This window comes from uncultured Neglectibacter sp., assembly GCA_937958185.1.
In the GTDB taxonomy this organism is placed as follows: Bacteria; Bacillota; Clostridia; order Oscillospirales; family Acutalibacteraceae; genus Acutalibacter.
Map to the genome: position 1 here is coordinate 12,315 of CALFFN010000015.1, position 21,360 is coordinate 33,674.

20 protein-coding genes are annotated in these 21,360 nt (G+C 56.5%); 11 read left to right on the forward strand and 9 right to left on the reverse strand.

The genetic code is table 11. The features are described from left to right. Positions 1–9 precede the first annotated feature (9 nt). From AB8996_RS04310 to AB8996_RS04320, 3 genes are all read right to left on the reverse strand, one after another. Positions 10–867: a hypothetical protein gene (locus AB8996_RS04310; protein WP_369297740.1), complete on the reverse strand. Its 858-nt coding sequence runs from the start codon at positions 865–867 to the stop codon at positions 10–12. A 126-nt stretch (positions 868–993) separates the two neighbouring features. Beyond that, the gene (locus tag AB8996_RS04315) at positions 994–1,539 is read right to left on the reverse strand and encodes a phosphoribosyltransferase family protein (RefSeq protein WP_369297741.1); all 546 of its coding nucleotides are present in this window, start codon (positions 1,537–1,539) and stop codon (positions 994–996) included. A 25-nt stretch (positions 1,540–1,564) separates the two neighbouring features. Beyond that, a complete protein-coding gene (locus AB8996_RS04320) occupies positions 1,565–2,659 on the reverse strand; it encodes an NCS2 family permease (RefSeq protein WP_369297742.1) in 1,095 nt (364 codons plus the stop codon). A 175-nt stretch (positions 2,660–2,834) separates the two neighbouring features. On the opposite strand from AB8996_RS04320, the gene AB8996_RS04325 reads away from it, so the two are divergent. Further along, positions 2,835–3,644, forward strand: coding sequence for an alpha/beta hydrolase (locus tag AB8996_RS04325; protein WP_369297743.1), 810 nt, complete (start codon positions 2,835–2,837; stop codon positions 3,642–3,644). A 122-nt stretch (positions 3,645–3,766) separates the two neighbouring features. On the opposite strand, the gene AB8996_RS04330 is transcribed toward AB8996_RS04325, so the two are convergent. The 3 genes from AB8996_RS04330 to AB8996_RS04340 are packed head-to-tail and all read right to left on the reverse strand — an operon-like array spanning position 3,767 to position 7,990. Further along, complete coding sequence (locus tag AB8996_RS04330; RefSeq protein WP_369297744.1) at positions 3,767–4,849, reverse strand: acyltransferase family protein; 1,083 nt, start codon at positions 4,847–4,849, stop codon at positions 3,767–3,769. Positions 4,850–4,893: 44 nt separating this feature from the next. Continuing rightward, positions 4,894–6,732, reverse strand: a complete 1,839-nt coding sequence (locus tag AB8996_RS04335) for an S-layer homology domain-containing protein (protein WP_369297745.1) — start codon at positions 6,730–6,732, stop codon at positions 4,894–4,896. A gap of 43 nt (positions 6,733–6,775) precedes the next feature. Next, a complete protein-coding gene (locus tag AB8996_RS04340) occupies positions 6,776–7,990 on the reverse strand; it encodes an Mbeg1-like protein (protein WP_369297746.1) in 1,215 nt (404 codons plus the stop codon). Between the two features lie 203 nt (positions 7,991–8,193). Between AB8996_RS04340 and AB8996_RS04345 the strand changes: the two genes are divergently transcribed. Further along, positions 8,194–9,153, forward strand: coding sequence for an NAD(P)H-dependent glycerol-3-phosphate dehydrogenase (locus AB8996_RS04345; RefSeq protein ID WP_369297747.1), 960 nt, complete (start codon positions 8,194–8,196; stop codon positions 9,151–9,153). A 205-nt stretch (positions 9,154–9,358) separates the two neighbouring features. Here the strand turns inward: AB8996_RS04345 and AB8996_RS04350 are convergent, their stop codons facing one another. Together AB8996_RS04350 and AB8996_RS04355 are read right to left on the reverse strand one after the other, a co-directional pair. After that, positions 9,359–10,108: a hypothetical protein gene (locus tag AB8996_RS04350; RefSeq protein ID WP_369297748.1), complete on the reverse strand. Its 750-nt coding sequence runs from the start codon at positions 10,106–10,108 to the stop codon at positions 9,359–9,361. Positions 10,109–10,117: 9 nt separating this feature from the next. Then, the gene (locus AB8996_RS04355; RefSeq protein WP_369297749.1) at positions 10,118–10,651 is read right to left on the reverse strand and encodes a hypothetical protein; all 534 of its coding nucleotides are present in this window, start codon (positions 10,649–10,651) and stop codon (positions 10,118–10,120) included. A 338-nt stretch (positions 10,652–10,989) separates the two neighbouring features. Here AB8996_RS04355 and AB8996_RS04360 point away from each other — a divergent pair, with 338 nt between their 5' ends. The 8 genes from AB8996_RS04360 to AB8996_RS04395 all read left to right on the forward strand — a co-directional run bounded on the left by AB8996_RS04360 (position 10,990) and on the right by AB8996_RS04395 (position 19,930). Then, positions 10,990–11,736, forward strand: a complete 747-nt coding sequence (locus AB8996_RS04360; protein ID WP_369297750.1) for a RadC family protein — start codon at positions 10,990–10,992, stop codon at positions 11,734–11,736. A 15-nt stretch (positions 11,737–11,751) separates the two neighbouring features. Then, on the forward strand, positions 11,752–13,746 hold the full coding sequence (gene uvrB / locus AB8996_RS04365; RefSeq protein WP_369297751.1) for an excinuclease ABC subunit UvrB: 1,995 nt from the start codon (positions 11,752–11,754) through the stop codon (positions 13,744–13,746). Next, positions 13,743–14,051: a CPCC family cysteine-rich protein gene (locus AB8996_RS04370; RefSeq protein WP_369297752.1), complete on the forward strand. Its 309-nt coding sequence runs from the start codon at positions 13,743–13,745 to the stop codon at positions 14,049–14,051. The genes uvrB and AB8996_RS04370 overlap by 4 nt, the downstream gene beginning before the upstream one ends. Continuing rightward, positions 14,048–14,812 carry a GNAT family N-acetyltransferase gene (locus AB8996_RS04375; RefSeq protein ID WP_369297753.1) on the forward strand — a complete coding sequence of 255 codons (765 nt, stop codon included), beginning with the start codon at positions 14,048–14,050 and terminating at the stop codon, positions 14,810–14,812. Before AB8996_RS04370 ends, AB8996_RS04375 begins: the two co-directional genes overlap by 4 nt. 4 nt (positions 14,813–14,816) lie before the next feature. Then, entirely contained in the window at positions 14,817–15,380 is a 564-nt protein-coding gene (locus AB8996_RS04380) for a GrpB family protein (RefSeq protein ID WP_369297754.1), read from the forward strand. Further along, positions 15,377–15,787: a nuclear transport factor 2 family protein gene (locus AB8996_RS04385; RefSeq protein WP_369297755.1), complete on the forward strand. Its 411-nt coding sequence runs from the start codon at positions 15,377–15,379 to the stop codon at positions 15,785–15,787. Before AB8996_RS04380 ends, AB8996_RS04385 begins: the two co-directional genes overlap by 4 nt. Further along, a complete protein-coding gene (gene uvrA / locus AB8996_RS04390) occupies positions 15,777–18,602 on the forward strand; it encodes an excinuclease ABC subunit UvrA (protein WP_369297756.1) in 2,826 nt (941 codons plus the stop codon). Before AB8996_RS04385 ends, uvrA begins: the two co-directional genes overlap by 11 nt. Before the next feature lie 410 nt (positions 18,603–19,012). Continuing rightward, positions 19,013–19,930: an aminoglycoside phosphotransferase family protein gene (locus AB8996_RS04395; RefSeq protein WP_369297757.1), complete on the forward strand. Its 918-nt coding sequence runs from the start codon at positions 19,013–19,015 to the stop codon at positions 19,928–19,930. A gap of 109 nt (positions 19,931–20,039) precedes the next feature. Here AB8996_RS04395 and AB8996_RS04400 read toward each other — a convergent pair whose 3' ends face one another. Continuing rightward, on the reverse strand, positions 20,040–20,270 hold the full coding sequence (locus AB8996_RS04400; protein ID WP_369297758.1) for a helix-turn-helix domain-containing protein: 231 nt from the start codon (positions 20,268–20,270) through the stop codon (positions 20,040–20,042). Positions 20,271–20,445: 175 nt separating this feature from the next. Between AB8996_RS04400 and AB8996_RS04405 the strand changes: the two genes are divergently transcribed. After that, positions 20,446–20,856, forward strand: a complete 411-nt coding sequence (locus AB8996_RS04405) for a helix-turn-helix transcriptional regulator (protein ID WP_369297759.1) — start codon at positions 20,446–20,448, stop codon at positions 20,854–20,856. Positions 20,857–21,360 lie beyond the last annotated feature (504 nt).

A 21,360-nucleotide genomic window follows, 5' to 3' on the forward strand; every position in this document is an offset into this window, starting at 1 on the left:
TTTTTTTGTTTACAATGTCAGCCGGTGACCTACATACGTCCCTATCAGCCGGAAGCCTAGCTCCTTCAGAACCTCTCCGCCGGGGTCTCCCTCATTCGCAAAAGAGGTGAGCCATCGACCACCCTTTTCCTTCAGGCTGTTCAGGGCGGCGGTGAGCAGCGCCCGGAAAGGCTCCGCGTGGTACTGCCGGTCTGTAAAGTCCAGAGCGAAAATTTCCTGATGGGGGTCTTCGTCGCTTGTCATGAGCACCTCTCCGGCGGCGCTCCCCTCCTCGGTGATAAAGATATCCCACCGATCCATGGTGTCCCGTACCCGGTCACAGTTCCAGTACATCTCACCCTGAATTTGGCGGTGAATGGCGGCAAACGCCTCAAAATTGTCCGCAGTTATCCGTTCTACGCCGGAGGGCGGCGGCAGGGGTTGATACCGTTCCAGGTCAAGCAGGAAATTCCAGGAGCGCTCAGTGCAGGGAACGCCTGTCCTTTCCAGCCAGTTCAGGGCGTCTACATTCTCTGCCGGAAAGCCAAGGTCGAGGGTAAACCCCGGCCAGCGTTCCCGGCAATACTCCACAAACTCCGCCAGCGCTGCCCCTGTGTCCCGCCGTATGTTGAAGACGTAGGTGTAGATATAACGGTCTTTTTCCAAATGCTCAAAGGCGATAAATCCCTCGACCACCTCGTCCACAAGAAACAGCAGGACGTCCTCATAGGGGCGTTCCAGGGACAGCTTGGTCCGGCAGATGAAATCCTCCCGGGTTTTCATGCCGTCGCAATAGGTAGGATACCCCGACCGGGCAGGATCCAAAGCCAGCTCATAGGCGAAGTCCACGCAGCGGTCAAACTCCGCGTCTTCTATCAGTCTCAACATGGGGCGATCTCCTTTTCCGTTTTTCATCGCTTTTTAGCGGAAACGGCAGTTCCCGCTTTTTCTGCCTATAAAAGTATATCAGCCCGGCAAAGGGGCTGATATAGAGAGTACGGTTTGAGCAGCGCGTTATTCCACCGGGAACAGGGGCAGTTCCTTCAGGAATATGATGTCGTCCCTCCTGGCTGCGTCGCCCTCCGCCAGAATGGCGGCGCGCGCCACAATGTTTCCCCCTGCCTTTTCCACCAGCCGTTCAATGGCGGAAAGGGATTCTCCCGTGGAGATCACATCGTCCACTACAGCCACACGTTTTCCCTTCAAAAGCAGAGCGTCTTTGCCGTCCAGGCAGAGGGTCTGCTTTTTTTGTGTGGTGATGGATACCACCTCGTCGGTCAGGGGCTTGCTCATATAGGGCTTTACGCTCTTTCTGGCGACGATGTAATAGGGCAGGTTCCGCAAACGGCACAGCTCGTGCACCAGCGGAATGCCCTTTGCCTCCGCCGTGATGATGTAATCCACCTGGGGCAGCTTCGCTTCGATCAGCGGGGCGGACCTTGTGACGATCTCACAGTCGCCTAAAATCACAAAGCTTGCAATGCACAGGGAATCGGATACCTGCATAATGGGAAGCTGGCGGGTGACCCCTGCCACCTCCAGCGTATAATACTGTTCCATGGAAAATGCTCCTTTCGCAAAAGGCTTACAGTGCCAGACCCGTCCAGCCGATCAGCAGCTTCAGGGCGATACCTGCCAGCATGCCGAAGAAGGGGTCGAACACAGCGGTGACGGACATGGTGACGGCCGCGATCACAGAGCCGCCGGCTTCCGCGGTGGCAAAGGCGGCAGCGCCGTCGCCGGGAATGGTGACAAAAGCGCCCAGAATGAACAGGAAGCCCGCAATGGACTGGCTGGGAACGAATTTGCCAATTTTGGGCAGCAGCCCGAAGAACAGGATCAGCGCCATGATCGCCATCATGATAACGCCCGCCCACACCGCGTGGGGCGCCGCGCCGGTGGCGGAAATAATGGCTTCAACGGGACCGCCGCCGAACAGGGAGCTGACCGCGTCTGCCAAGCCGGAATACACGGTGAGATGGTCCACGTTCATGTTTGCGCCCGCCATGCCGCCGGTGATGTTGCCAAAGGCGATGTTAGCGCCGATGGTCAGGCATGCCAGGGACAAAGCGCCGCGAATGACCGAGGGGTTCACGGTGGGCTTTTCCAGCTTCAGCCGGCACATTTTTTCCGAAATGGCGTTCTCGCCCAGCTCCTGCTTGGCAATTTTTGCCGCAATGCTGGAAATGATGAGAGACCCCACGATGGTGTACACCAGAGCGTTGGAGGGGTCAAGCGCTTTGGTCACCAGATAGATGATGACGGCGGAAGCCACGGAAACCCAGCCGACCAGTGAATTTTCCTTAACCATGCCGAACGCCACCTTCACCAGCATGAAGCCGACGCCTGCCATCATGGCGTGAACGATGGCGTCGCCCGCAAAGGCAGTGATGGCGGACAGCGCGCCGGTCAGCCCCAGCACCACCATGATAAGACCGCCGAACATGACCATGGAAAGCCTGTCCCTGCGGTTCTTGCCCATATTGCCCGCCAGCACGATGGTCTCCGCCTGGAAGGAAATGGGGGCTACCGAGCCCAGCGCGCCGCAGGCGACTGCGCCCACCGCGAAGCCCAGCGCCGTAGGAACGGAAGCAAAGCCGTAGGTCAGCGCCAGCAGACCCTGCGGAATGCCGTTCAGCACAACGCCGATGGCAGCCAGAATGTCTTGAAAGATCTCCACAACAATGCACCTCTTTACAAAAATTAGGCTTTTTTCAAGCCTTATCCAGTTTACTGTAAAATAGGAGATTTTTCAAGCCTTTTTCCGTATTTTCTCCCCTTGACAAGGGCGCCTCCTGCGAGGATAATGGAAAAAGCGAAAAAAACGGAAAAATTTTCCCTGAGGAGGCTTTCCTATGGAGCTTATCACATTTCACCCGCTAGAGGGTTCCGGCGCAGCCGTCACAGGCTACCTGCACACCCCTGTCTGGGAAATGGAGACCCGTCGGGAGCAGTATCCCGGCATCGTCATCTGCCCCGGCGGCGCGTATTTTGCGGTATCGGAGCGGGAGGCGGAGCCCATAGCCCTGCCTTTCTTTGCCCGGGGCTACAACGTGTTCGTCCTCACCTATTCCACCGGGGAGCGTGCAAAAGGCTTCCAGCCCCTGCGGGAGCTTTCCGAGACCATGCGGGCGGTCCGCAGCCATCAGGAATGGCGGGTGGACCCGGAGCATATCGCCGTGTGCGGCTTTTCCGCCGGCGGGCACCTTGCCTGCTCCCTAGGCACCATGTGGGACGACCCGGAGCTTTTGAAGGTCTATGACAACCATGGCGGCAAGAACCGCCCCAACGCCATGATCCTGGGGTATCCCGTCATCACGGCGGACGAGCACGCCCATGTGGATTCCATTAAAAACGTCAGCGGCTGTGAAGCGGGAACACCCGGCTATGAATACTTTTCCCTGGACAAACGGGTCAGCAAAAAGACCTGCCCTGCCTTTCTGTGGCACACCGCCGAGGACGACTGCGTCCCGGTGGAAAACAGCCTGAAGTTTTCCCTGGCGCTGAGCCGGGAGAATATCCCCTTTGAGCTGCACATATTCCCCAAGGGCTGGCACGGCATGTCCGCCTGTACGGAGGAAACCGGCAGCCGGGACAACTACAACGCCCGCTGGGTCGGCCTTGCCATGGACTGGCTGGACAGGCAGTTTGACTATCAGCTCTGATTTTCCAGACGATCTGCCTCGCTGCCCCTTTTCGTATAGAGAGGATCCCTCTCAATCAACATGAAAAATCCCCCCGGTCAGGCGTTTTCCCGCCCCGGAGGGATTTTTTTCTGTGGTTCGCTTTACGGATTCGGTCCCTTTTCCGGCAGTTTTTTCCCCTTTTCCTTTCTGCGGGAATAGAGCAGGCGGTCCAGCCTGCTTACGGCGGCGTCAAACAGTACGGCGAGAACGGCGGTAAAGCAGAAGCTGAGAACGATACAGAGATAGGGGCGTTCCCGATAGCCTAATCGGCAAAGCAGCTGAAAGGGAATGCGCTGTAAAATGTAAATGCTGAACACATGGGAGCCCAGCCATTGCAGGATACTGTTGTTCAAAGAGAATTTCATGGTCAGGGCAAGCACCAGCAGCATAAAGAAACCGCACCACAGGGTGTACCACCCCAAATTGCTGCCGCGCCGCTCATTTGCCAGCAGGAACACCGCCAGCAGCCCGGCAAAGAAAAGCATATAAATTGTGTCGTTTTTCCCCAGGAGCTTTTGAAAATAAGGGTGCGCAAGGGAGAATACCATGCCGGCGGGGAACATCAGCATGGTGTCGTAGGTCCAGGAATCCCTTCCCAGGCGCATTTGCCAGAAGACGCAGAGAAGGGTCAGCGCGGTGGTGAACGCGGCGCCTAAATACAGGTTCCCCCGGGCGGCAAGGAAAGAGACAAAAGCGATGGCATAGAGGGAAAGGATCGCAAACACGTACCAGTTGCTGTTGCCGATGCTTGTCCACCCGGTAAACGCCAGCAGCGTGTTGGATACCGTCATTTCATTTCCCAAAATCAAATTGACGAGGATATACAGGCAGACGGCGACCGCCATGTGATAAAACACCCGGAAGAACCGCCGGAAGGGGATCGCTTTCACATAGGGAAGCCCCTTCTGCCGGATAGATTCCAGAATGCCGTAGCCGGAATAGAACAGGAACGGCACGACGACCAGCTGCCCCAGGAAGCCCCGGAAAGCGGTGTAGGGCGCGTCTACGGGAGCGTCCATCGGAAGATAGGACCCGGCATGGCTGAAAAAGACCAGCAACGTGAACAGTCCGTTTACGGCGCTGGTGCGCTCCCTGGACATGAAGTCGGAATAAAAGCGGTCCTTGCCCGCTGTTTTCAAATCCAGAAATACAATGCAGAGAAGCAGCGCCAGGAAGACGGTCATGGGATAACCCCCTTTTTCGGGAAATCGGGATCAGCGGAACGCGTTCAGTGGCAGCCGTTTTCCCGGCAGCGCCACTGGGCGGTGGGGTCGGTGGGGTCCCAGGTGTGCCAGGAGGGGATCTGGATACCCGCGGGCTTTTTCAGGGGACCGGAGCTTTCCGCGGTAGTAATGGTCACCTTTGTGCCCAAAGCGCAATTGTCAAAAATCCATTTGGCGTCCCTGCAGTTCAGCCGGATACAGCCCAGCGACCGGGTCTCGCCCAGGTGGTTGTATTCCTCCACCTCAAGGTCCATATTGCTCAAGGTCCAGTTGGGTACGGAATGGAACAGGTAATTGCCCTGTATCTGGGTGCACCACTGCGCCCAGGTGTCTCCGATCATCTGCAGCCAGCGGTAACGGTCGGGCGTGTAATAGGTGCCGGTAATGGTGCCGTACCCGCAGGAGGCGCGCATTGCCCGCACCGGCGTATTGTAGCTGCCGCCGCTGTCCCTGGCAAAAATGATGAGGTAATTGGAATCCTTATACACCTTGATAAAATAAGGTCCGCTCACCACGCCCAGATTGGAGATATCCTCCACCATCACGCCGTTGCGGTAGTACCGCCGCCAGCTTCCCTCCATGTGGAAGCCGGTAAACGCCGCCCCGGTGGTGTTATTGAAAATGTATTTTTTCCCGTCGATGGTGTGGACGCCCCGCAGGAATTTCCGGGTGGCGGCGTCCAGATAGTACAACGTGCCGTTATCCCTGACCCAGCCACTTTTCTCGGGGTAGGAGGTGTCCGGCGTGTAGCTGGTCCAGAGTTCCTCCGCCGCGCCGTAGGGAACATAGCTGTGGTCGGTGGACGCCTCCACGATATTGGCATATGCCCAATGGTCGGGGAACACATCGTAGAAATTCTTGGCGTCCGTTTTGGCGGCAACGTCGGCGTCGGGCAGCCGGTGGAGCATGCGGTTCAGAATGGTCACAGCTTCCGCCCGGGTGATTTTGCTGTTGGGGCGGAAGGTGCCGTCGGAGAAGCCGGTGATCCAGCCCCGCTCCGCGGCGGTGGCGATATGGGGCGCCGCCCAGAAGCCCGCGGACACGTCCGAAAAGGTGCATTCCCCATCAACCAGGGTGTCAAAATTGGAAGCGATGGTCACAAATTCCGCCCGGGTGATCTGCTTGTCCGGGCGAAAGGTGCCGTCCGTGTAGCCGTGAATGATGTCCAGCCCAGCCATGACGCCCACCGCTTTATCGTACCATTGCCCGTGAACGTCGGAAAAAGAGCGCGTTTCCCCGTCCTGCTCCCACAGCAGGGAGTAAAACATCTGGGCGGCTTCGGCGCGGGTCATGCTGGCGTCAGGGCGGAACAGCCCTTTATCCGTTCCCTTAACATAGGCGAAATGGTCGCTGGTGTTCAGCAGGTCGGACACCTGCCTGCTCCAGCGGGCAGTGTAGGCAGCGTCCTGTTCCGCGGGAATGGACTCGGGGTAGACCAGATTTCCGTCCCTGTCGTACCAGCCCAGCACCTGTGCCCGGGGTAGCGCCGGAATTTCCGGCAGGTCTGTGGGGTACTGCCCTTTTTCCACAGTGCGGGTCTCCGTGCCGAAATTTCCCAGCCGGAAGGTCAACGTCACGGTTTCGGCAGGGGCTTCCAGCAGGGGAGAAGTATTTTCCGGCAGCTCGTCCTCCGGGGGAAGCGTCTCGTCCGCAGAGGGAGCTTCCTCCGCAGGGACATCTTCCGTTATAATTGTTTCCGCTGTGCCGGCGGCGGGAAGCTCTTCCTCCTCCGCCCCGGAAGCGGGCACGGCGCAGCAGAAGACGGTCAGCAGCAGGCAGACCAGGAACAGAGAGAAAAAGCGGACGGACGGGCTGGCTTTATGGCGGGGATAGACACGTTTCATGGCTTTGATTAACTCCTTGCACTTTCTTGATGTTCTGTAGGGCTTATTCCGTTTCCCGTTTGTGGAGAGGGAGCCTTTTCAGGAAGTCCTCCGCCAGCGGCGGCGGGGGAGGGGGGACCCGCTTTGGGGAGGGCAGTTCCGGCAGCTTCAGACCAAACTGCTTCAAATCTGCCAGAGAAATTACGGGCAGCTTCAGCCGGGAGCGCGCCAGGGAGAACAGGGAGCTGAGGGTGTGCAGAATGCAGGAATAGGTGTCCCTGTCCAGCCCCCGCAGACCGTTCAGCGTTTCAGCGGCTGCCAGCCACCATTTGTCCGGCGCGTCGGAGAAGGAATCCCCCGGCAGGGCGCGCAGCACGTCATAGAGCGCGTCCGCGAAAGCGGACAGCTCCTCCGGGGACAGGGAGGCGATCCACGCGTTCAGGTTCTCGTCCAGAAACCTTGCCCCATAGGAAAGGCTTTCCAGGTATTCAAAGCTGCAATCCGTGACCACCCAGGAAAAGGGGTCGTGCTGCATGATCCAGAACTGCTCGCTGCGGATAATGCGGTAGTTTTCCTGGTGCTGCAGCAGCAGCCCCACCAGTGAGGACTGGGGAATGGTCTTGTGCAGCCGGGGCTCCATTTCCGCAAACTCCGGGCTTTGGAGAACGCCTTCGGTAAACCCGGGACCGTCGTGGCTGTAAAAGCCCACAATGCGCTTTCTGGTCTCCGGGGAGCAGAACAGGGAGGAATACACCGCAATGTTCCCGCCCTTGGAATGCCCTCCTACCCGCAGGTCGCCGGAAATACTTCCTGCCGCCCAGTCCAGATAGGCGGCGCCTGCCACCTGAGAGGGTACGGGGGAGATAAACGCCAAATTGAAATCTTCCTTCCACGCTACATAGGAGGAATCTGTACCCCGATAGGCAATATAGGCAAAATCTTCCAGCAAAAAGGTCACGGCGGAAAACTGCTCCTCCGCCTCCTTGTCAATGATGTTGACATAGCCCGCTACCCGCAAGCCCTGGAACCGCGGGTTTTCCGCGACCTGACGCACCAGTTGGCTGTCCAGCTCCGGCACCCTGTCGTGGGCTGTCAGGGAAGCGACGGCGCTGTCGGCGGCAAGGTCGATAAAGGAGACGGGCGATTCCTGGGTCTCCGGCACAAGCCCGGAAAAATCCAGATAGGAAAGCTGGGAAAGGATCAGGCTGTCCACCTCGCAGAAAGGCTTTTCCGCGAATTTGGCGGTACAGTCCCTTGCGTAGTCCAGAATATTTCCCATCGGCAAAGACCTCCTTGTAATGCCCCACATCTAGTTGCTGTTTCTTTAGTGTACCATAAATATGGGAAATGGGAAAGAGATATTCAAAAATTTCTTTCGACCTTTTTTGCAGACAGCGGAAGATATGATATAATGATTGCAAAGTAAAAGAAAGGCTTTTCAAACTGGAAATATTTTCCGTCCATTCTAAGGGGGTAAAGCTTATGAAAATTTCCGTATTGGGCTGTGGAAGATGGGGGACCTTTCTGGCGTGGTATCTGCACCGCATCGGGCATGAAGTCACGCTGTACGGCAGGGAGGGTTCCGCCCGCATGGACGCGCTGATTGCCACCCGCACCAACGGCGTGACCACCCTGCCGGAAGAAATGACCCTGACCCGTGACCTGAAAACCGCGCTGGAAAGCCCTGTGCTGGTGATCTCCGTAGGCTCCCAGAGCCTGCGGGGTCTGATAAAGGAGATCGCCGCCCTTTGCCCGGCGGAGAAAAAGACCTATGTCCTGTGCATGAAGGGTCTGGAGATCGGCACGGGCAAGCGGCTTTCCACCATCGTCAGGGAGGAAGCCGGGGAAAGCGCCGGGGTCGCCGTGTGGCTGGGACCCGGTCATGTGCAGGAATTTACCGCGGGCATTCCCAACTGCATGGTGCTGGACAGCGAGGACGAGGCGTTGAAGGAGCGGCTGGTCGCGGAGCTTTCGGGCGACCTGATCCGCTTCTATTACGGCAGGGATTTGCTGGGCAACGAGGTGGGCGCGGCGGCGAAAAACGTCATCGGCATTGCCGCCGGAATGCTGGACGGGCTTCACCTTTCCTCCCTGAAAGGCGCGCTGATGAGCCGGGGCACCCGGGAGATCGCCCGGCTGATCGCCGCCCTGGGGGGCAGCGAGCTTTCCGCCTACGGGCTGTGCCATTTGGGAGATTACGAAGCCACCGTATTTTCCCAGTACAGCCACAACCGCCGGTACGGCGAGGCTCTGATTTTAGGGCAGAAATTTGAGGAGCTTGCCGAGGGCTGCCACACCGTCCGGGCACTTGTCAAGCTGGGAGAGGAGACCGGCGTTTCCCTGCCCATCTGCCATGCGGTATACGGAATGCTGTACGAAAACGCCGACCCCCACAAGACGCTGGACGCCCTGTTCTCCCGCAGCCTGAAAAACGAATTTTGATGAGATATTCTCCATAACAAACGCCCCTGCCGTTCGGCAGGGGCGTTCCGAAAACAGCGAATCCTCCCCACAACGGTTGGTCGAAGGGAGGATTTCTCATTTTGCGATAGTGCGGCAGCGCCCCTTACACAGGGGTGCCTTCCGCTTCTCGCAACTGGCAGTCAAATCCCAATTGATCCGCACAGCTTTCAGTCGGGATACGCACTTACGAAAATTGCTCGCCATCTTCCCGTTCTGCCTGCGGTGCAACCGCCGCCCGTTCCTTCATTGCCTGCTTCAGCTCTTTCAGGAGAACGTCCACCTTTTCCCCGGTGATTGTCGTTTTTATGGACGCTTTCTGCTCGTCAAAGGCGGAAAGAACATAGCCGTCTTCAGTCACGTAGAAAAAGCCGTTTACGCCGAATTGCATACGGGTCTCCACGTCCATGTCCCGAATGACAGGAACGATGGCTTTCATGCCCTTGGACAGGCGAGGCTTGTAGTCCACAAAATCCATATTGGACGCGATCGTCAGCTTGTCTCCCGGCTGGAACAGCCCGGCGGCATCTTCTATTACGGTGATAGGGTACTCGTAAAATTTGTATACGTCTCCGATTCCGTTTTCCTGCCGCTTTTTGTCCAGCTCCGGGTTTCCGGTGGAAATGTACTGGTCATAGGTCGTCATGTCCCCGTCTATGGTACAGTAAATAAAAGTATCTTCACGTGCTTTGACCTTTTCCCATGTTGGAACCAACAAATCCCCATTGGGAGGAAGCGTGCGGATATCCCCGCAAACAGGGTATTTTTCCCGCAATTTGCTGATTTCACTTTCGGACAGGCGCTGCTCCCCGAAACGGAAGAACGCCAACCAGCCTATGGCGCAGAGCAGGACGACAGCAGCCACACCGAAAAGCAGCTTCTTTTTGTGGGACATGGGCGCACCTCGATTCAAGTCCTTGGAATGTCGAAATTTCACAATAAAGCCTTATTCCCGCCCTGCTGAATCCATCTCAAAGTAGCAGTAGGGAAGACCGTCTTTATAGATTCGATATTGCCCGTCCATCGCTAATGTGCCCGTGGGAAATACGAACCTGTGTTCATAAACTGGACCGTCCAACTCATGGGCAGATAGGGGAACGACCTCGTTTTCCCAGGGGGTATACACGATGTACCAGTTCCCCTTGTGGAAATATTCAAGCCACCACAGGGCGCCGGTAGAGCCGATTCTTTCTTTCTTTGCACGGTAGACGACGGTCACCACGTCTCCCTTGGTTCCCGTAGAAGGGACCTCCACGTCAAATTCAATTTTCTCCGCCGTGGCGGCAGCCCTCTCTTCGGCGAGCTTCAGACCGGGAAAGAACTGGGGGTCACGGGCGGTTTCCTCTGTGGGCGCGGTTTCCCACATGGGAAACCGATTTTCCACGCGAAAAATTTGGAAAAGGAAAGCCCCGCCAAAAAGGAGCCCGAGAACCAGAAGCCCGGCGGCAACCGTCACGATGATTTTTTTCTTTCGGGACATGGGCGCACCTCGATTCAGGAAAGCTTCCGCTTTTGGGTTTTTCAGGCGTTCCGTGGGATATCGGAGCATTTTTCCATGATGTTGATGTTAATGAAATAATATCATATCAATTAAATAAAGTAAAGAAAAGTTTGTAAAGAATTGCGGGATAGATTTGCAAAATATATTCTTCCTTTGCCGATTTTCTCCCGATAAAATCATGCTGCCCAGCCTTGGCAGCTTCCCGTAATTTCCCGTTCCGGGGTTCACGGTTTTTCTGCAAATTCTTCCCGGCTGCCGCTTGACAACTGAACAAATGTTTGCTATGATAAGCTGGGAAAATGAGAGGGGGCGGAAAAATGAAACCGAAACAGAAAAACCAGCCCGCGGAATCCCCGGAGGAGCTGCAGCGCCGCCGGGTGCTGCAGGAAGCGCTGGCGTGCCTGCTGCCGGAGCCGGAAGCGGAAACGGTCTGCGCACGGCTGCTGGAAGCCTTCGGCAGCTTTGACGGCATCTTCTGCGCCCCGGAGGAAGTGCTGCGGGACGTTCCCGGCGTGGGGGAAAAGGTTGCCCATTTTCTGCGGCTGGTGATCCGGCTGTCCCAAACCTATCTGGAGGAACGCTCCTGGAACCTCCGCCGCATTTACGACACCCCCTCGGCGGTGGAGATGTTCCGCCCGAAATTCTTAGGGCGCAAAACGGAAGCGGTCTGCCTGATGCTGCTGGACGGCAGGGGCAGAATGGTGTATAACGACATCATCTGCGAGGGCTCCATCAGCGAGGTGCCCCTTTATCTCCGGCAGGTGCTGCAGCTCTGCATGGAGTACAAGGTGGAGGAAGTGTTCCTGGCGCACAATCACCCCAGCGGCATGGCGTTCCCCTCTCAGAACGACCTGCTGGTCACCGACCGGCTGCTTGTGGCGCTGGACAGCATAAACGTCGCACTTTGCGACCACATTATTTTCGCGGACGAAAGCTATTACTCCTTTCTGGGCAGCGGCGTGCTGACCCGGCAGGAGGATATCATGCGGCAGACGCAGTATGAAGAGACCGAAACCGTGCGGAAGCTGGAAGCGCGGCTGCGGGGACAGAACGAGGAAGCATAGAAAGGGGGAGGCGGCGTGGATTTTAAGCTGGTTTCCAAATTCCAGCCCACCGGCGACCAGCCGGAGGCCATCGGGCAGCTGGTGCAGGGCGTGAACGGCGGCATGAAGGAGCAGACCCTGCTGGGCGTCACCGGCTCCGGCAAGACCTTTACCATGGCGAACGTCATCGCGCAGTTGAACCGCCCCACTCTGGTCCTGGCGCACAACAAGACACTGGCGGCGCAGCTGTGCTCGGAGTTCCGGGAATTTTTCCCGGAAAACGCCGTGGAATATTTTGTATCCTATTATGATTATTACCAGCCTGAGGCATACATTGCCCAGACGGACACCTATATCGAAAAGGATTCCGCCATCAACGACGAAATAGACAAGCTGCGCCACAGCGCCACCAGCGCCCTTTCCGAGCGCCGGGACGTGATCATCGTGGCGTCGGTCTCCTGTATCTATTCTTTGGGCGACCCTATCGACTACCGCACCATGGTGATCTCCCTGCGCCCGGGCATGGAAAAAAGCCGGGACGAGCTGCTCCACAAGCTGGTAGAGCTGCAATATGAGCGTAACGACGTGAACTTTATCCGCAATAAGTTCCGGGTGCGGGGGGACGTGGTGGAGATTTTCCCGGCGGAGTCCAGCGAACGGGCGGTGCGGGTGGAATTTTTCGGGGACGAGATCGACCGCCTCCGGGAATTTAACCCCCTGACCGGGGACGTGACGGCGGAGCTTCGGCACATCGCCATCTATCCCGCTTCCCACTATATCGTGCCCAAGGACAAAATGGAGAAAGCCATCGCGGACATCAACGACGAAATGCTGGAACGGGTGGAGTTTTTCAAGGAGCAGGGCAAGCTGATAGAAGCCCAGCGCATTGAACAGCGCACCCGGTACGACATGGAGATGCTTTCGGAGATCGGCTTCTGCAAGGGGATCGAAAACTATTCCCGTGTGCTTTCCGGCAGGGAGCCGGGCAGCGCCCCCTTTACGCTTTTGGATTATTTCCCCGACGATTTCCTGCTGTTCGTGGACGAGTCCCACGTCACCCTGCCCCAGGTGCGGGGCATGTTCGCCGGGGACCACGCCAGAAAGGAAATGCTGGTGGATTACGGCTTCCGGCTGCCCTCGGCATATGACAACCGCCCCCTGAATTTTGACGAGTTCTATTCCCATATCCATCAGGCGGTGTTCGTCAGCGCCACGCCGGGAGATTTGGAGCTGGAAAAGTCCGCCCAGGTAGTGGAGCAGGTCATTCGTCCCACCGGGCTGCTGGACCCGAAAATCACCGTAAAGCCCACCGACGGGCAGATAGACGACCTGATTTCCGAGATCAATCTCCGGGTGGAAAAGAAGGAGCGGGTGCTTGTCACCACCCTGACCAAAAAAATGGCGGAGGACCTGACCTCCTATCTGGAGGGCTACGGGATCAAAGTGCGGTATATGCACCACGATATCGACACCGTGGAGCGCATGGAGATCATTCGCGACCTGCGGCTGGGGGAATTTGACGTGCTGGTGGGCATCAACCTTCTGCGGGAGGGTCTTGACCTGCCGGAGGTTTCCCTGGTGGCGATCCTGGACGCGGACAAGGAAGGCTTCCTCCGCAGCGGGCGCAGCCTGATCCAGACCGTTGGCAGGGCCGCCCGAAACGCCGGGGGACAGGTCATCATGTACGCCGACGAGGTGACGCCCTCCATGGAATACGCCATTACGGAAACGGAGCGCCGCCGCGCCATTCAGGAAAAATATAATGAAGATCACGGCATCGTGCCGAAGACTATCACCAAGGACGTGGCGGAGATTCTGGAAATTTCCACCCACAAGGAAGATGGCAAAAAGAAAAAGAAGAAATACACGGCTGCGGAACGCCGCGAGCTGATCGAGAAATACACCAAGGAGATGAAGGCGGCGGCAAAGCTGCTGGAATTCGAGCACGCCGCTTATTTGAGAGACAAAATTAAAGAATTGGAGGGGCAAAGCGCGGGTCACGCCCCGGTGCCCAAGCGGAGGGACAGATGAGAAATAAGCCGGACAGAGAAAAGTTCCGTTTTTTCCCCGAAGCCGGAAACGGTCGGGAAAAGCTTTCCCCTGTGCCGCCGGAGCCGGAGGGAAAATATCCCTGCCCCTGCTGTGGAAGCTTGACCCTTCCCGTGCCGCAGGAGGAAGCGATCGCCTACATCTGCCCGGTTTGTTTCTGGGAAAACGACGTGTTTGTCTCCGGGGAAGACGAACCCAGCGACGAGAACCACGGCATGACGCTCCGGCAGGGTCGGGAATTTTATCGGAAATACGGAACCCTGCGTCCTGACAGGAGGGAAAAATGAACAGGCAAAAGGCTCTGGAAATCGGATACTGCCAGCTGGCGGTTGACTTCAACACGACCCCCGAGATTTTTCAGAAGAATGGCGTCTTTTTCACTGCTCCAGCAAGGCACCCCGGTCGCAGGGCGTACAGCACGAAAATGCCCTTTTTTGAAATGGTCACGGTGGGAAGCTCTGCCGTTATTATGGCAGAGAAAAGGCTCTGTCCGGCACTGAAGGAATGGAGCGGCGGGGCGGAGGAGCCCCATTGGCTCTTTGAATTTCCCCGAATGCAGAAGCTGGCGGAAATTTTGGCGCCCTATGGATATGAATTGACCCAGACCCACCACGGCTATCTGCCTGCGGGCAGCTTTTCCTTTGCCCCTCTGCCGGAGGGCTTCTCCCTGAAATGGCTGGAGCAGCGGGAAATTGCCGGGTTTTATCCCAACAAGGCGTATCCCAATGCGCTGCAGGAGAGGGAAAATCCCGCCCGCCCCGATGTACTGGCGCTTGCCGCTATGGACGGGGAGAAAATTGCCGGGTTGGCGGGGGCTTCCGCCGATGGGAAAGAGCTGTGGCAGATCGGCATTGACATGCTGCCGGAATACCGGGGCAGGGGACTGGGGACTGCGCTGGTGAGAAATCTGGCGGCGGAAATAGAGAGGCGGGGAAAGCTGCCCTTCTACTATGCCAGCCTGTCCAATCTCCATTCGCAGAATATCGCTGCTGCCTGCGGGTTCCGCCCGGCTTGGGTGGACGTTTCCGCACGGAAAAGGGAGGATTGACGTTATGGGAAAGAAATTGTCGGAGATGAGTTTGGAAGAGCTGTGGGAGCTGTTCCCCATTTTCCTCACAGAGCACCAGGACTGCTGGGAGCAATGGTTTCTGGAGAAGCAAGCAGAGCTTGCGCCGCTGCTTCCTTCGGGGAGCAGGATCAGCCACATCGGCAGCACGGCGGTAAGGGGTATTTGGGCGAAGCCCATTGTGGACGTCTTGATTGAATTGCCGGACAGGGCTGCATTTTCCACGGCAAAATCAGCGCTGGCAGAAAAAGGATATATTCTGATGTCGGATAGCGGAGAAAGGGCTTCCTTCAATCAGGGTTATACGGAAAGCGGCTTTGCGGAGAAAGTATTTCATCTGCATTTGCGGCTTGCCGGGGATCATGACGAGCTGTATTTCCGGGATTATATGAACGCTCACCCGGAGGCGGCGAAGGAGTATGAAGCCTTAAAGCTGCGTCTGTGGAAGGAATATGAACACGACCGAGACGAATACACCCGGCAGAAGACAGAGTTTGTCAGAAATTATACAGAGCTGGGGAAGAAGCGGGAAGGGGAAACAGCAGTGTGAAAAGAAGAGAAGAAATCATAGCTGCCTATTTCCGCGGCTGGGTAGAAAACGACCCGGCAGTGCTGGGAAAAACCTTTGCGGAACATATCGTCTACAGCGAGTGCTTTGGTCCCGAGTACCGGGGGCTGGGGCAAATAGAGCGGTGGTTTTCCGATTGGCACCAAAAGGGAAAAGTGCTGGAATGGCAAATTAAAAGCTTCCTGCACGAGGGAGACCGCACGGCGGTGGAATGGTACTTCCGCTGCGAGTATAATGGGGAGATAGACGGCTTTGACGGCGTTTCCCTGATGGAGTTTAATGAAGCCGGAAAAATCGTCTCCCTGAAGGAGTTTCAGTCGAAGGCAGAGCATGAGTTTCCTTATATGAGGAGTCAGCAAAGAAAGGATAAGAAAAAGTATGAGCCTTGATAAAATCGTGGTGCACGGCGCCAGGGAACACAATCTGAAAGACGTCGATGTGACGATCCCCCGGGACAAGCTGGTGGTGCTCACCGGGCTTTCCGGGTCGGGCAAATCGTCTTTGGCGTTCGATACCATTTATGCCGAGGGGCAGCGGCGGTATGTGGAAAGCCTTTCCTCCTATGCCAGAATGTTTTTGGGGCAGATGGAAAAGCCGGACGTGGATATGATAGACGGGCTTTCCCCCGCCATTTCCATCGACCAGAAGACTACCTCCAAGAACCCCCGTTCCACCGTGGGCACGGTGACGGAAATTTACGACTACCTGCGCCTGCTGTACGCCCGTATCGGCATTCCCCACTGCCCCATCTGCGGCAGGGAGATCAAGCAGCAGACCGTGGACCAGATCGTGGATCAGGTGCTGGCGCTGCCGGAAAGCAGCAAAATACAGGTGCTTGCCCCCACCGTCCGCGGCAGAAAGGGAGAGCACCAGAAGGAATTTGAAGCCGCCCGGCGCTCCGGCTTTGTCCGCGCCAGAGTGGACGGGCTGGTCTATGATCTGAACGAGACGATTTCCCTGGAAAAGAATAAAAAGCACACCATTGAGATCGTGGTGGACAGGCTGGTGGTGAAGCCCGATATTCGCTCCCGCCTGGCGGATTCCATCGAGGTGGCTGCCGGGCTGACCGGCGGCGTGGTGGTGGTCAGCGTGCAGGACGGCGAGGACATCACCTTCTCCCAGAACTATGCCTGCCCGGAGCATGGGGTCAGCATTGACGAGCTTTCCCCCAGAATGTTTTCGTTCAACAACCCTTTCGGCGCCTGCAAAAAATGCACGGGGCTGGGCGTGTTTATGCGCATCGACCCCCAGCTCATCATTCCCGATAAGCGGCTGTCCATCAACAAGGGGGGCTTAAAAGCCAGCGGCTGGGCAATGGAGGGCAGCACCATCGCCGCCATGTACATGCGGGGGCTTGCGGAGCATTACCACTTTTCTCTGGATACCCCCATCGGCGAGCTGCCGGACGAGATCGTGGACATTCTGCTGTACGGCACCAAGGGGGAGAAAATCAAGCTCCGCCGGGTCAGCGAGTACGGCAGCGGCACGTATATGGCGGAATTTGAGGGCGTCATCAACAATCTGGAGCGCCGGTTCCACGACACCTCCTCCAACTGGATCAAGGAGGAGATCGAAACCTATATGAGCGCCGTGCCCTGCGACGAGTGCCACGGCAAGCGGCTTTCCGCGGAAAGCCTGGCGGTCACGGTGGGCGGCATCAACATTGCGGATTTCTGCGACAAATCCGTGACGGAGGCGCTGGAATTTGTAGAGGCGCTGGAGCTGACCGACCGGGAAAAGCTCATCGCCGCTCCTATTATGAAGGAGCTGAAAGCCCGGCTGGGCTTCCTGAACAGCGTGGGCCTGGAATACCTGACCCTGTCCCGCTCCTCCAGCTCCCTGTCCGGCGGCGAGAGCCAGCGCATTCGCCTTGCCACCCAGATCGGCTCCTCCCTGATGGGCGTGCTGTATATTCTGGACGAGCCCTCCATCGGGCTGCACCAGCGGGACAACCAGAAGCTGCTGGATACCCTGAAGCGCCTGCGGGATTTGGGCAATACGGTCATCGTGGTGGAGCATGACGAGGACACCATGCGGGCTGCGGACTATCTGGTAGATGTGGGACCCGGGGCAGGCGTTCACGGCGGGGAGATCGTCTATGCCGGACCTGTCAAGGGGATCGAAAAGTGCAAGGAATCCGTCACCGGGCAGTACCTCAGCGGCAGGAAAAAGGTAGAGGTCCCCGCAAAGCGGCGGAAGGGCAGCGGCAATTTTCTGGAAATCCGCGGCGCCGCCCAGAACAACCTGAAAGGGATCAACGTGAAGATTCCTCTGGGAGAATTCGTCTGCGTGACAGGGGTTTCCGGCTCGGGAAAATCCTCCCTCATCAATGAAATCCTTTACAAGCGGCTGGCGGCGGAGCTGAACCGCGCCCACACCCACGCCGGAGCCCACAAGGATATTCTGGGCATGGAGCAGCTGGACAAGGTGATCCAGATCGACCAGTCTCCCATCGGCAGGACGCCCCGCTCCAACCCTGCCACCTACACCGGGCTGTTCACCGATATCCGGGAGCTGTTCGCCAGCACACAGGACGCCAAAATGCGGGGCTTTACCGCCTCCCGCTTCTCCTTTAACGTCAAGGGCGGGCGGTGCGAGGCGTGCCAGGGCGACGGCATTATCTGTATCGAAATGCACTTTTTGCCGGACGTATACGTTCCCTGCGAGGTCTGCAAGGGGCACCGCTACAACCGGGAAACGCTGGAAGTGAAATATAAGGGGAAGAACATTTACGACGTGCTGGAAATGACCGCGGAGGAAGCCCTGGATTTCTTCCGGGATATTCCCAAGCTGGCGCGGAAGCTGCAAACGCTGGTGGACGTGGGGCTGGGCTATGTAAAGGTGGGGCAGCCTGCCACCACCCTGTCCGGCGGCGAAGCCCAGCGGGTGAAGCTGGCGACGGAGCTTTCCAAACGCCCCACCGGGCGCACCATCTATATTCTGGACGAGCCCACCACCGGCCTGCATATCGCGGACGTACACAAGCTCATCGAGGTTTTGCAGCGGCTGGTGGACGCCGGGAACACCGTGGTGGTCATCGAACACAATCTGGATCTGATCAAGACTGCGGACCATATCATCGACCTGGGTCCGGAGGGCGGCAACCGTGGCGGGGAGATCATCGCCCAGGGCACCCCGGAGCAGGTGGCAAAGGTCCCCGGCTCTTACACGGGACAGTTTTTGAAGCCCCTGTTGGAGAAATAGGTACAGGAAAAAGCGGCTGAAAAGCCGCTTTTCGTTTTCAAAAATTTTGTTGCGGTATAGCTTGCGCAGGTCGGCAGCACCTCAACGGATCAGCTGTGCTGGGTGTTTTTTTGAAAATATGGACAAAAGGCTCTGTGAGAACTTTTTCTCACAGAGCCTTTTTGCGTCTTTCGGAAAACGCCTGTCGGGCGCGGTTGACAGCGAAGGGAATCTTTGCTATACTGGCGGGGAAAACAGGAAGGGGGCGGACGAAATGAAGCAAAAAGACGTCTTGCGACAGGAAGCTGCAAAGTCCGCCATGGGAAAGAGGTAAGCCCTCTGTTTTTTCAAAGCTGATTTTGTAAATCGACACTTCTGTCAAACGCAGGAGCGTCGATTTTTATTTTATTCGGAAGAATCGAGGAGATTTTATGACGATATTCAGAGAAGCTGAAAAAGAAAAGGGCGCGCCCGCGGAGGAAACGGTGGCGCGGATCGCCGCCGGATACTTCAAAAAAGTGCGTTCTGTCCGCCGCGTGCCCCAGGGGGTCTCCACTTACGTGTATCGGGCGGAGACGGATTTAGGCGTGGTTTATCTGCGGTTTTTGCCGGAGGACGCCACCTTCGGCGCGGAGGTGCTCGCCCAGAAAAAGCTGGAGGAGCTTTCGGTGCCTGCGCCAAAGGTGCTCCATTATGAAGCGCGGGAGCCGGTGACGGGGCGCTCCCTGATGATTACGGAAAAGCTGGGGGGAGAGGCACTTTCCCCACAGGCGCCCCCGGAAATCCTGCGCTCCGTGCTGCGGCAGGCAGGGCGGCAGCTGAAAAAGCTCCATACCGTGCCGGTTGCGGGCTTTGGCTGGGTCGACCGCAGATTCGAGACAGAGCTTCGGGGGGAACACCCGGACTATCCAAGCTATTTTAACGAATTTCTGGAAAACGACCTTTGCGCGCTTGCGGCTTTCCTGCCAAAAGAGGACATAACGCGGCTCCGTACTCTGACAGAAGAAGCGCGCGATACCCTTGCCGCCGACAGCGCGGTTCTGGTGCACGGCGACTTCTGCATGGAGCATATTTTTCATGAGGGCGGCGAATTTACCGGCTTCATCGACTTTGGCGAGATTCGCGGCAGCCAGCCCTATTTTGACCTTGGCACATTTACAAATTCTGACGAAACGGCGGAAAACGCCGCCACCCGCTGGCTTTTGGAGGGCTATGGGGAAGCCGATCTGCGGGCGGTGCATCTAAGCGCCCTTTGCTTTGCCCCGCGCTTTGCCGGAAAAAAGGCTGCCCTTCCCGCCGGAGAATTCTGGCGGGAAAGGCTGAAAAAGGAGATTCTTTGCCTGAGGTGACCGAAAGGTAAGCAGTGGGCGGACAAACCGTTCACTACCATCTCAGCGAGGGAGCCTGCTTCCATGGAACATATTGCTTTCCCTGCCCCCATACATTTCGGGGCAGGGCTTACTCCGTTGGGAAAGGACGTTTTATCTGGCTGACGCCGGTCAGATAATTCAGATCTACATTGTAGAAGCGCGCCAGCGTAATTACACTGTCCAGAGGGATACGGGTCTTCCCACTTTCGTAATCCGAATAAGTGCGTTGACCGATGTGGATCAGGTCGGCGATCTGCTGCTGACTGTAATGGTTATCTTCCCGCATTTCCCGAATCTTTTCATAAGGTTTATATCGCACCAGCTCACCGCCTTTAGAGGAATCTTCCATAATTTTAGTAGATAAAACTGGAAGCAGACGTTCTTAGAATTATATACTCTAAAATTTTCTCCAAAGTATTGACTTCTATGCGGGAACAGAGTAAAATGAAATTAAAGTGTGAAATACTCACAAATCGAAAAATGGGGGAATCTGCATGAAAATCGTAGATCAGAAAACGGTGGGAGCTATTGCCAAACGGCTTCGGCTGGACACGGGATATTCCCAGGAAATGGTGGCGTACGCCCTGAATATGAACCGCTCCGGCTATTCCTACAAGGAGATCGGGAAAACGGCGTTCAGCCTGTACGATCTGCAGCGCCTTGCCATTTTGTATGGCATTTCTACCGATGTGTTTTTCCAGCTGGCGCCTTACCCGGAGCAGTCCAGGGCCGTGCGGGTCAAGCGCAAGGTGTCTCCCAATGTAGGGCGTGTCGGCGAGCTGGCAAAGGACGAAAAGAAGCTGATCGAGCTGTTGAGGATCTATCATTCCTTTACCGGGACGGACCGCTTGATCAAACAGCTGCAAAAGACGGTGGAGGAGGAGCTTATGCTCAAAACATCGTAAATATAATTGACGGTGAGAAGAACGTGCAGTTTCCTTTTCCCGATTTTACATACTGCCCCTGCTGGGAGCATGCTTCAGAAGGCAGCAAAAGCGCCCCGTTTGAAAACGGAGCGCTTTTTATCATATTTCAGGAAAGCTGTCTGAACAGGGCTTCTTTTCCAGAATATTCAGGCTTCAGGCGGAACGGAATGACTGTTCTCCTTTTTCCTGCTGCTCGAAAGGAAGAAAAGAAAGGTCATGGTACAGAACCTTTTCGCGCTGTGATTTCTTACGGATTTGACTGGATTTATTTACAATGTGTTCAACAACTGGGAAACCGAATGGAGTAAGATAATGCAGGTGAAATGGCTTTTTCCGCTTTGACTGCGGGAAAAAAGACTTTTCCAACTTGAAAATTTATGGTATGATTAAGAAAAATTTTCAATCGGGCTAATGGAAAAGGGCAGAGAATATATGACGGCTTGTGGTCGGGTCAGAGAGTTGAAATTTGTACTAAAGTGGGTT

Excerpts from the sequence above, each read along its gene's own strand:
- AB8996_RS04310 (WP_369297740.1), bottom strand. The coding sequence starts at position 867 with ATGTTGAGACTGATAGAAGACGCGGAGTTTGACCGCTGCGTGGACTTC.
- AB8996_RS04315 (WP_369297741.1), bottom strand. The coding sequence starts at position 1,539 with ATGGAACAGTATTATACGCTGGAGGTGGCAGGGGTCACCCGCCAGCTT.
- AB8996_RS04325 (WP_369297743.1), top strand. The coding sequence starts at position 2,835 with ATGGAGCTTATCACATTTCACCCGCTAGAGGGTTCCGGCGCAGCCGTC.
- AB8996_RS04330 (WP_369297744.1), bottom strand. The coding sequence starts at position 4,849 with ATGACCGTCTTCCTGGCGCTGCTTCTCTGCATTGTATTTCTGGATTTG.
- AB8996_RS04335 (WP_369297745.1), bottom strand. The coding sequence starts at position 6,732 with ATGAAACGTGTCTATCCCCGCCATAAAGCCAGCCCGTCCGTCCGCTTT.
- AB8996_RS04340 (WP_369297746.1), bottom strand. The coding sequence starts at position 7,990 with ATGGGAAATATTCTGGACTACGCAAGGGACTGTACCGCCAAATTCGCG.
- AB8996_RS04345 (WP_369297747.1), top strand. The coding sequence starts at position 8,194 with ATGAAAATTTCCGTATTGGGCTGTGGAAGATGGGGGACCTTTCTGGCG.
- AB8996_RS04355 (WP_369297749.1), bottom strand. The coding sequence starts at position 10,651 with ATGTCCCGAAAGAAAAAAATCATCGTGACGGTTGCCGCCGGGCTTCTG.
- AB8996_RS04360 (WP_369297750.1), top strand. The coding sequence starts at position 10,990 with ATGAAACCGAAACAGAAAAACCAGCCCGCGGAATCCCCGGAGGAGCTG.
- AB8996_RS04370 (WP_369297752.1), top strand. The coding sequence starts at position 13,743 with ATGAGAAATAAGCCGGACAGAGAAAAGTTCCGTTTTTTCCCCGAAGCC.
- AB8996_RS04375 (WP_369297753.1), top strand. The coding sequence starts at position 14,048 with ATGAACAGGCAAAAGGCTCTGGAAATCGGATACTGCCAGCTGGCGGTT.
- AB8996_RS04380 (WP_369297754.1), top strand. The coding sequence starts at position 14,817 with ATGGGAAAGAAATTGTCGGAGATGAGTTTGGAAGAGCTGTGGGAGCTG.
- uvrA (WP_369297756.1), top strand. The coding sequence starts at position 15,777 with ATGAGCCTTGATAAAATCGTGGTGCACGGCGCCAGGGAACACAATCTG.
- AB8996_RS04395 (WP_369297757.1), top strand. The coding sequence starts at position 19,013 with ATGACGATATTCAGAGAAGCTGAAAAAGAAAAGGGCGCGCCCGCGGAG.
- AB8996_RS04405 (WP_369297759.1), top strand. The coding sequence starts at position 20,446 with ATGAAAATCGTAGATCAGAAAACGGTGGGAGCTATTGCCAAACGGCTT.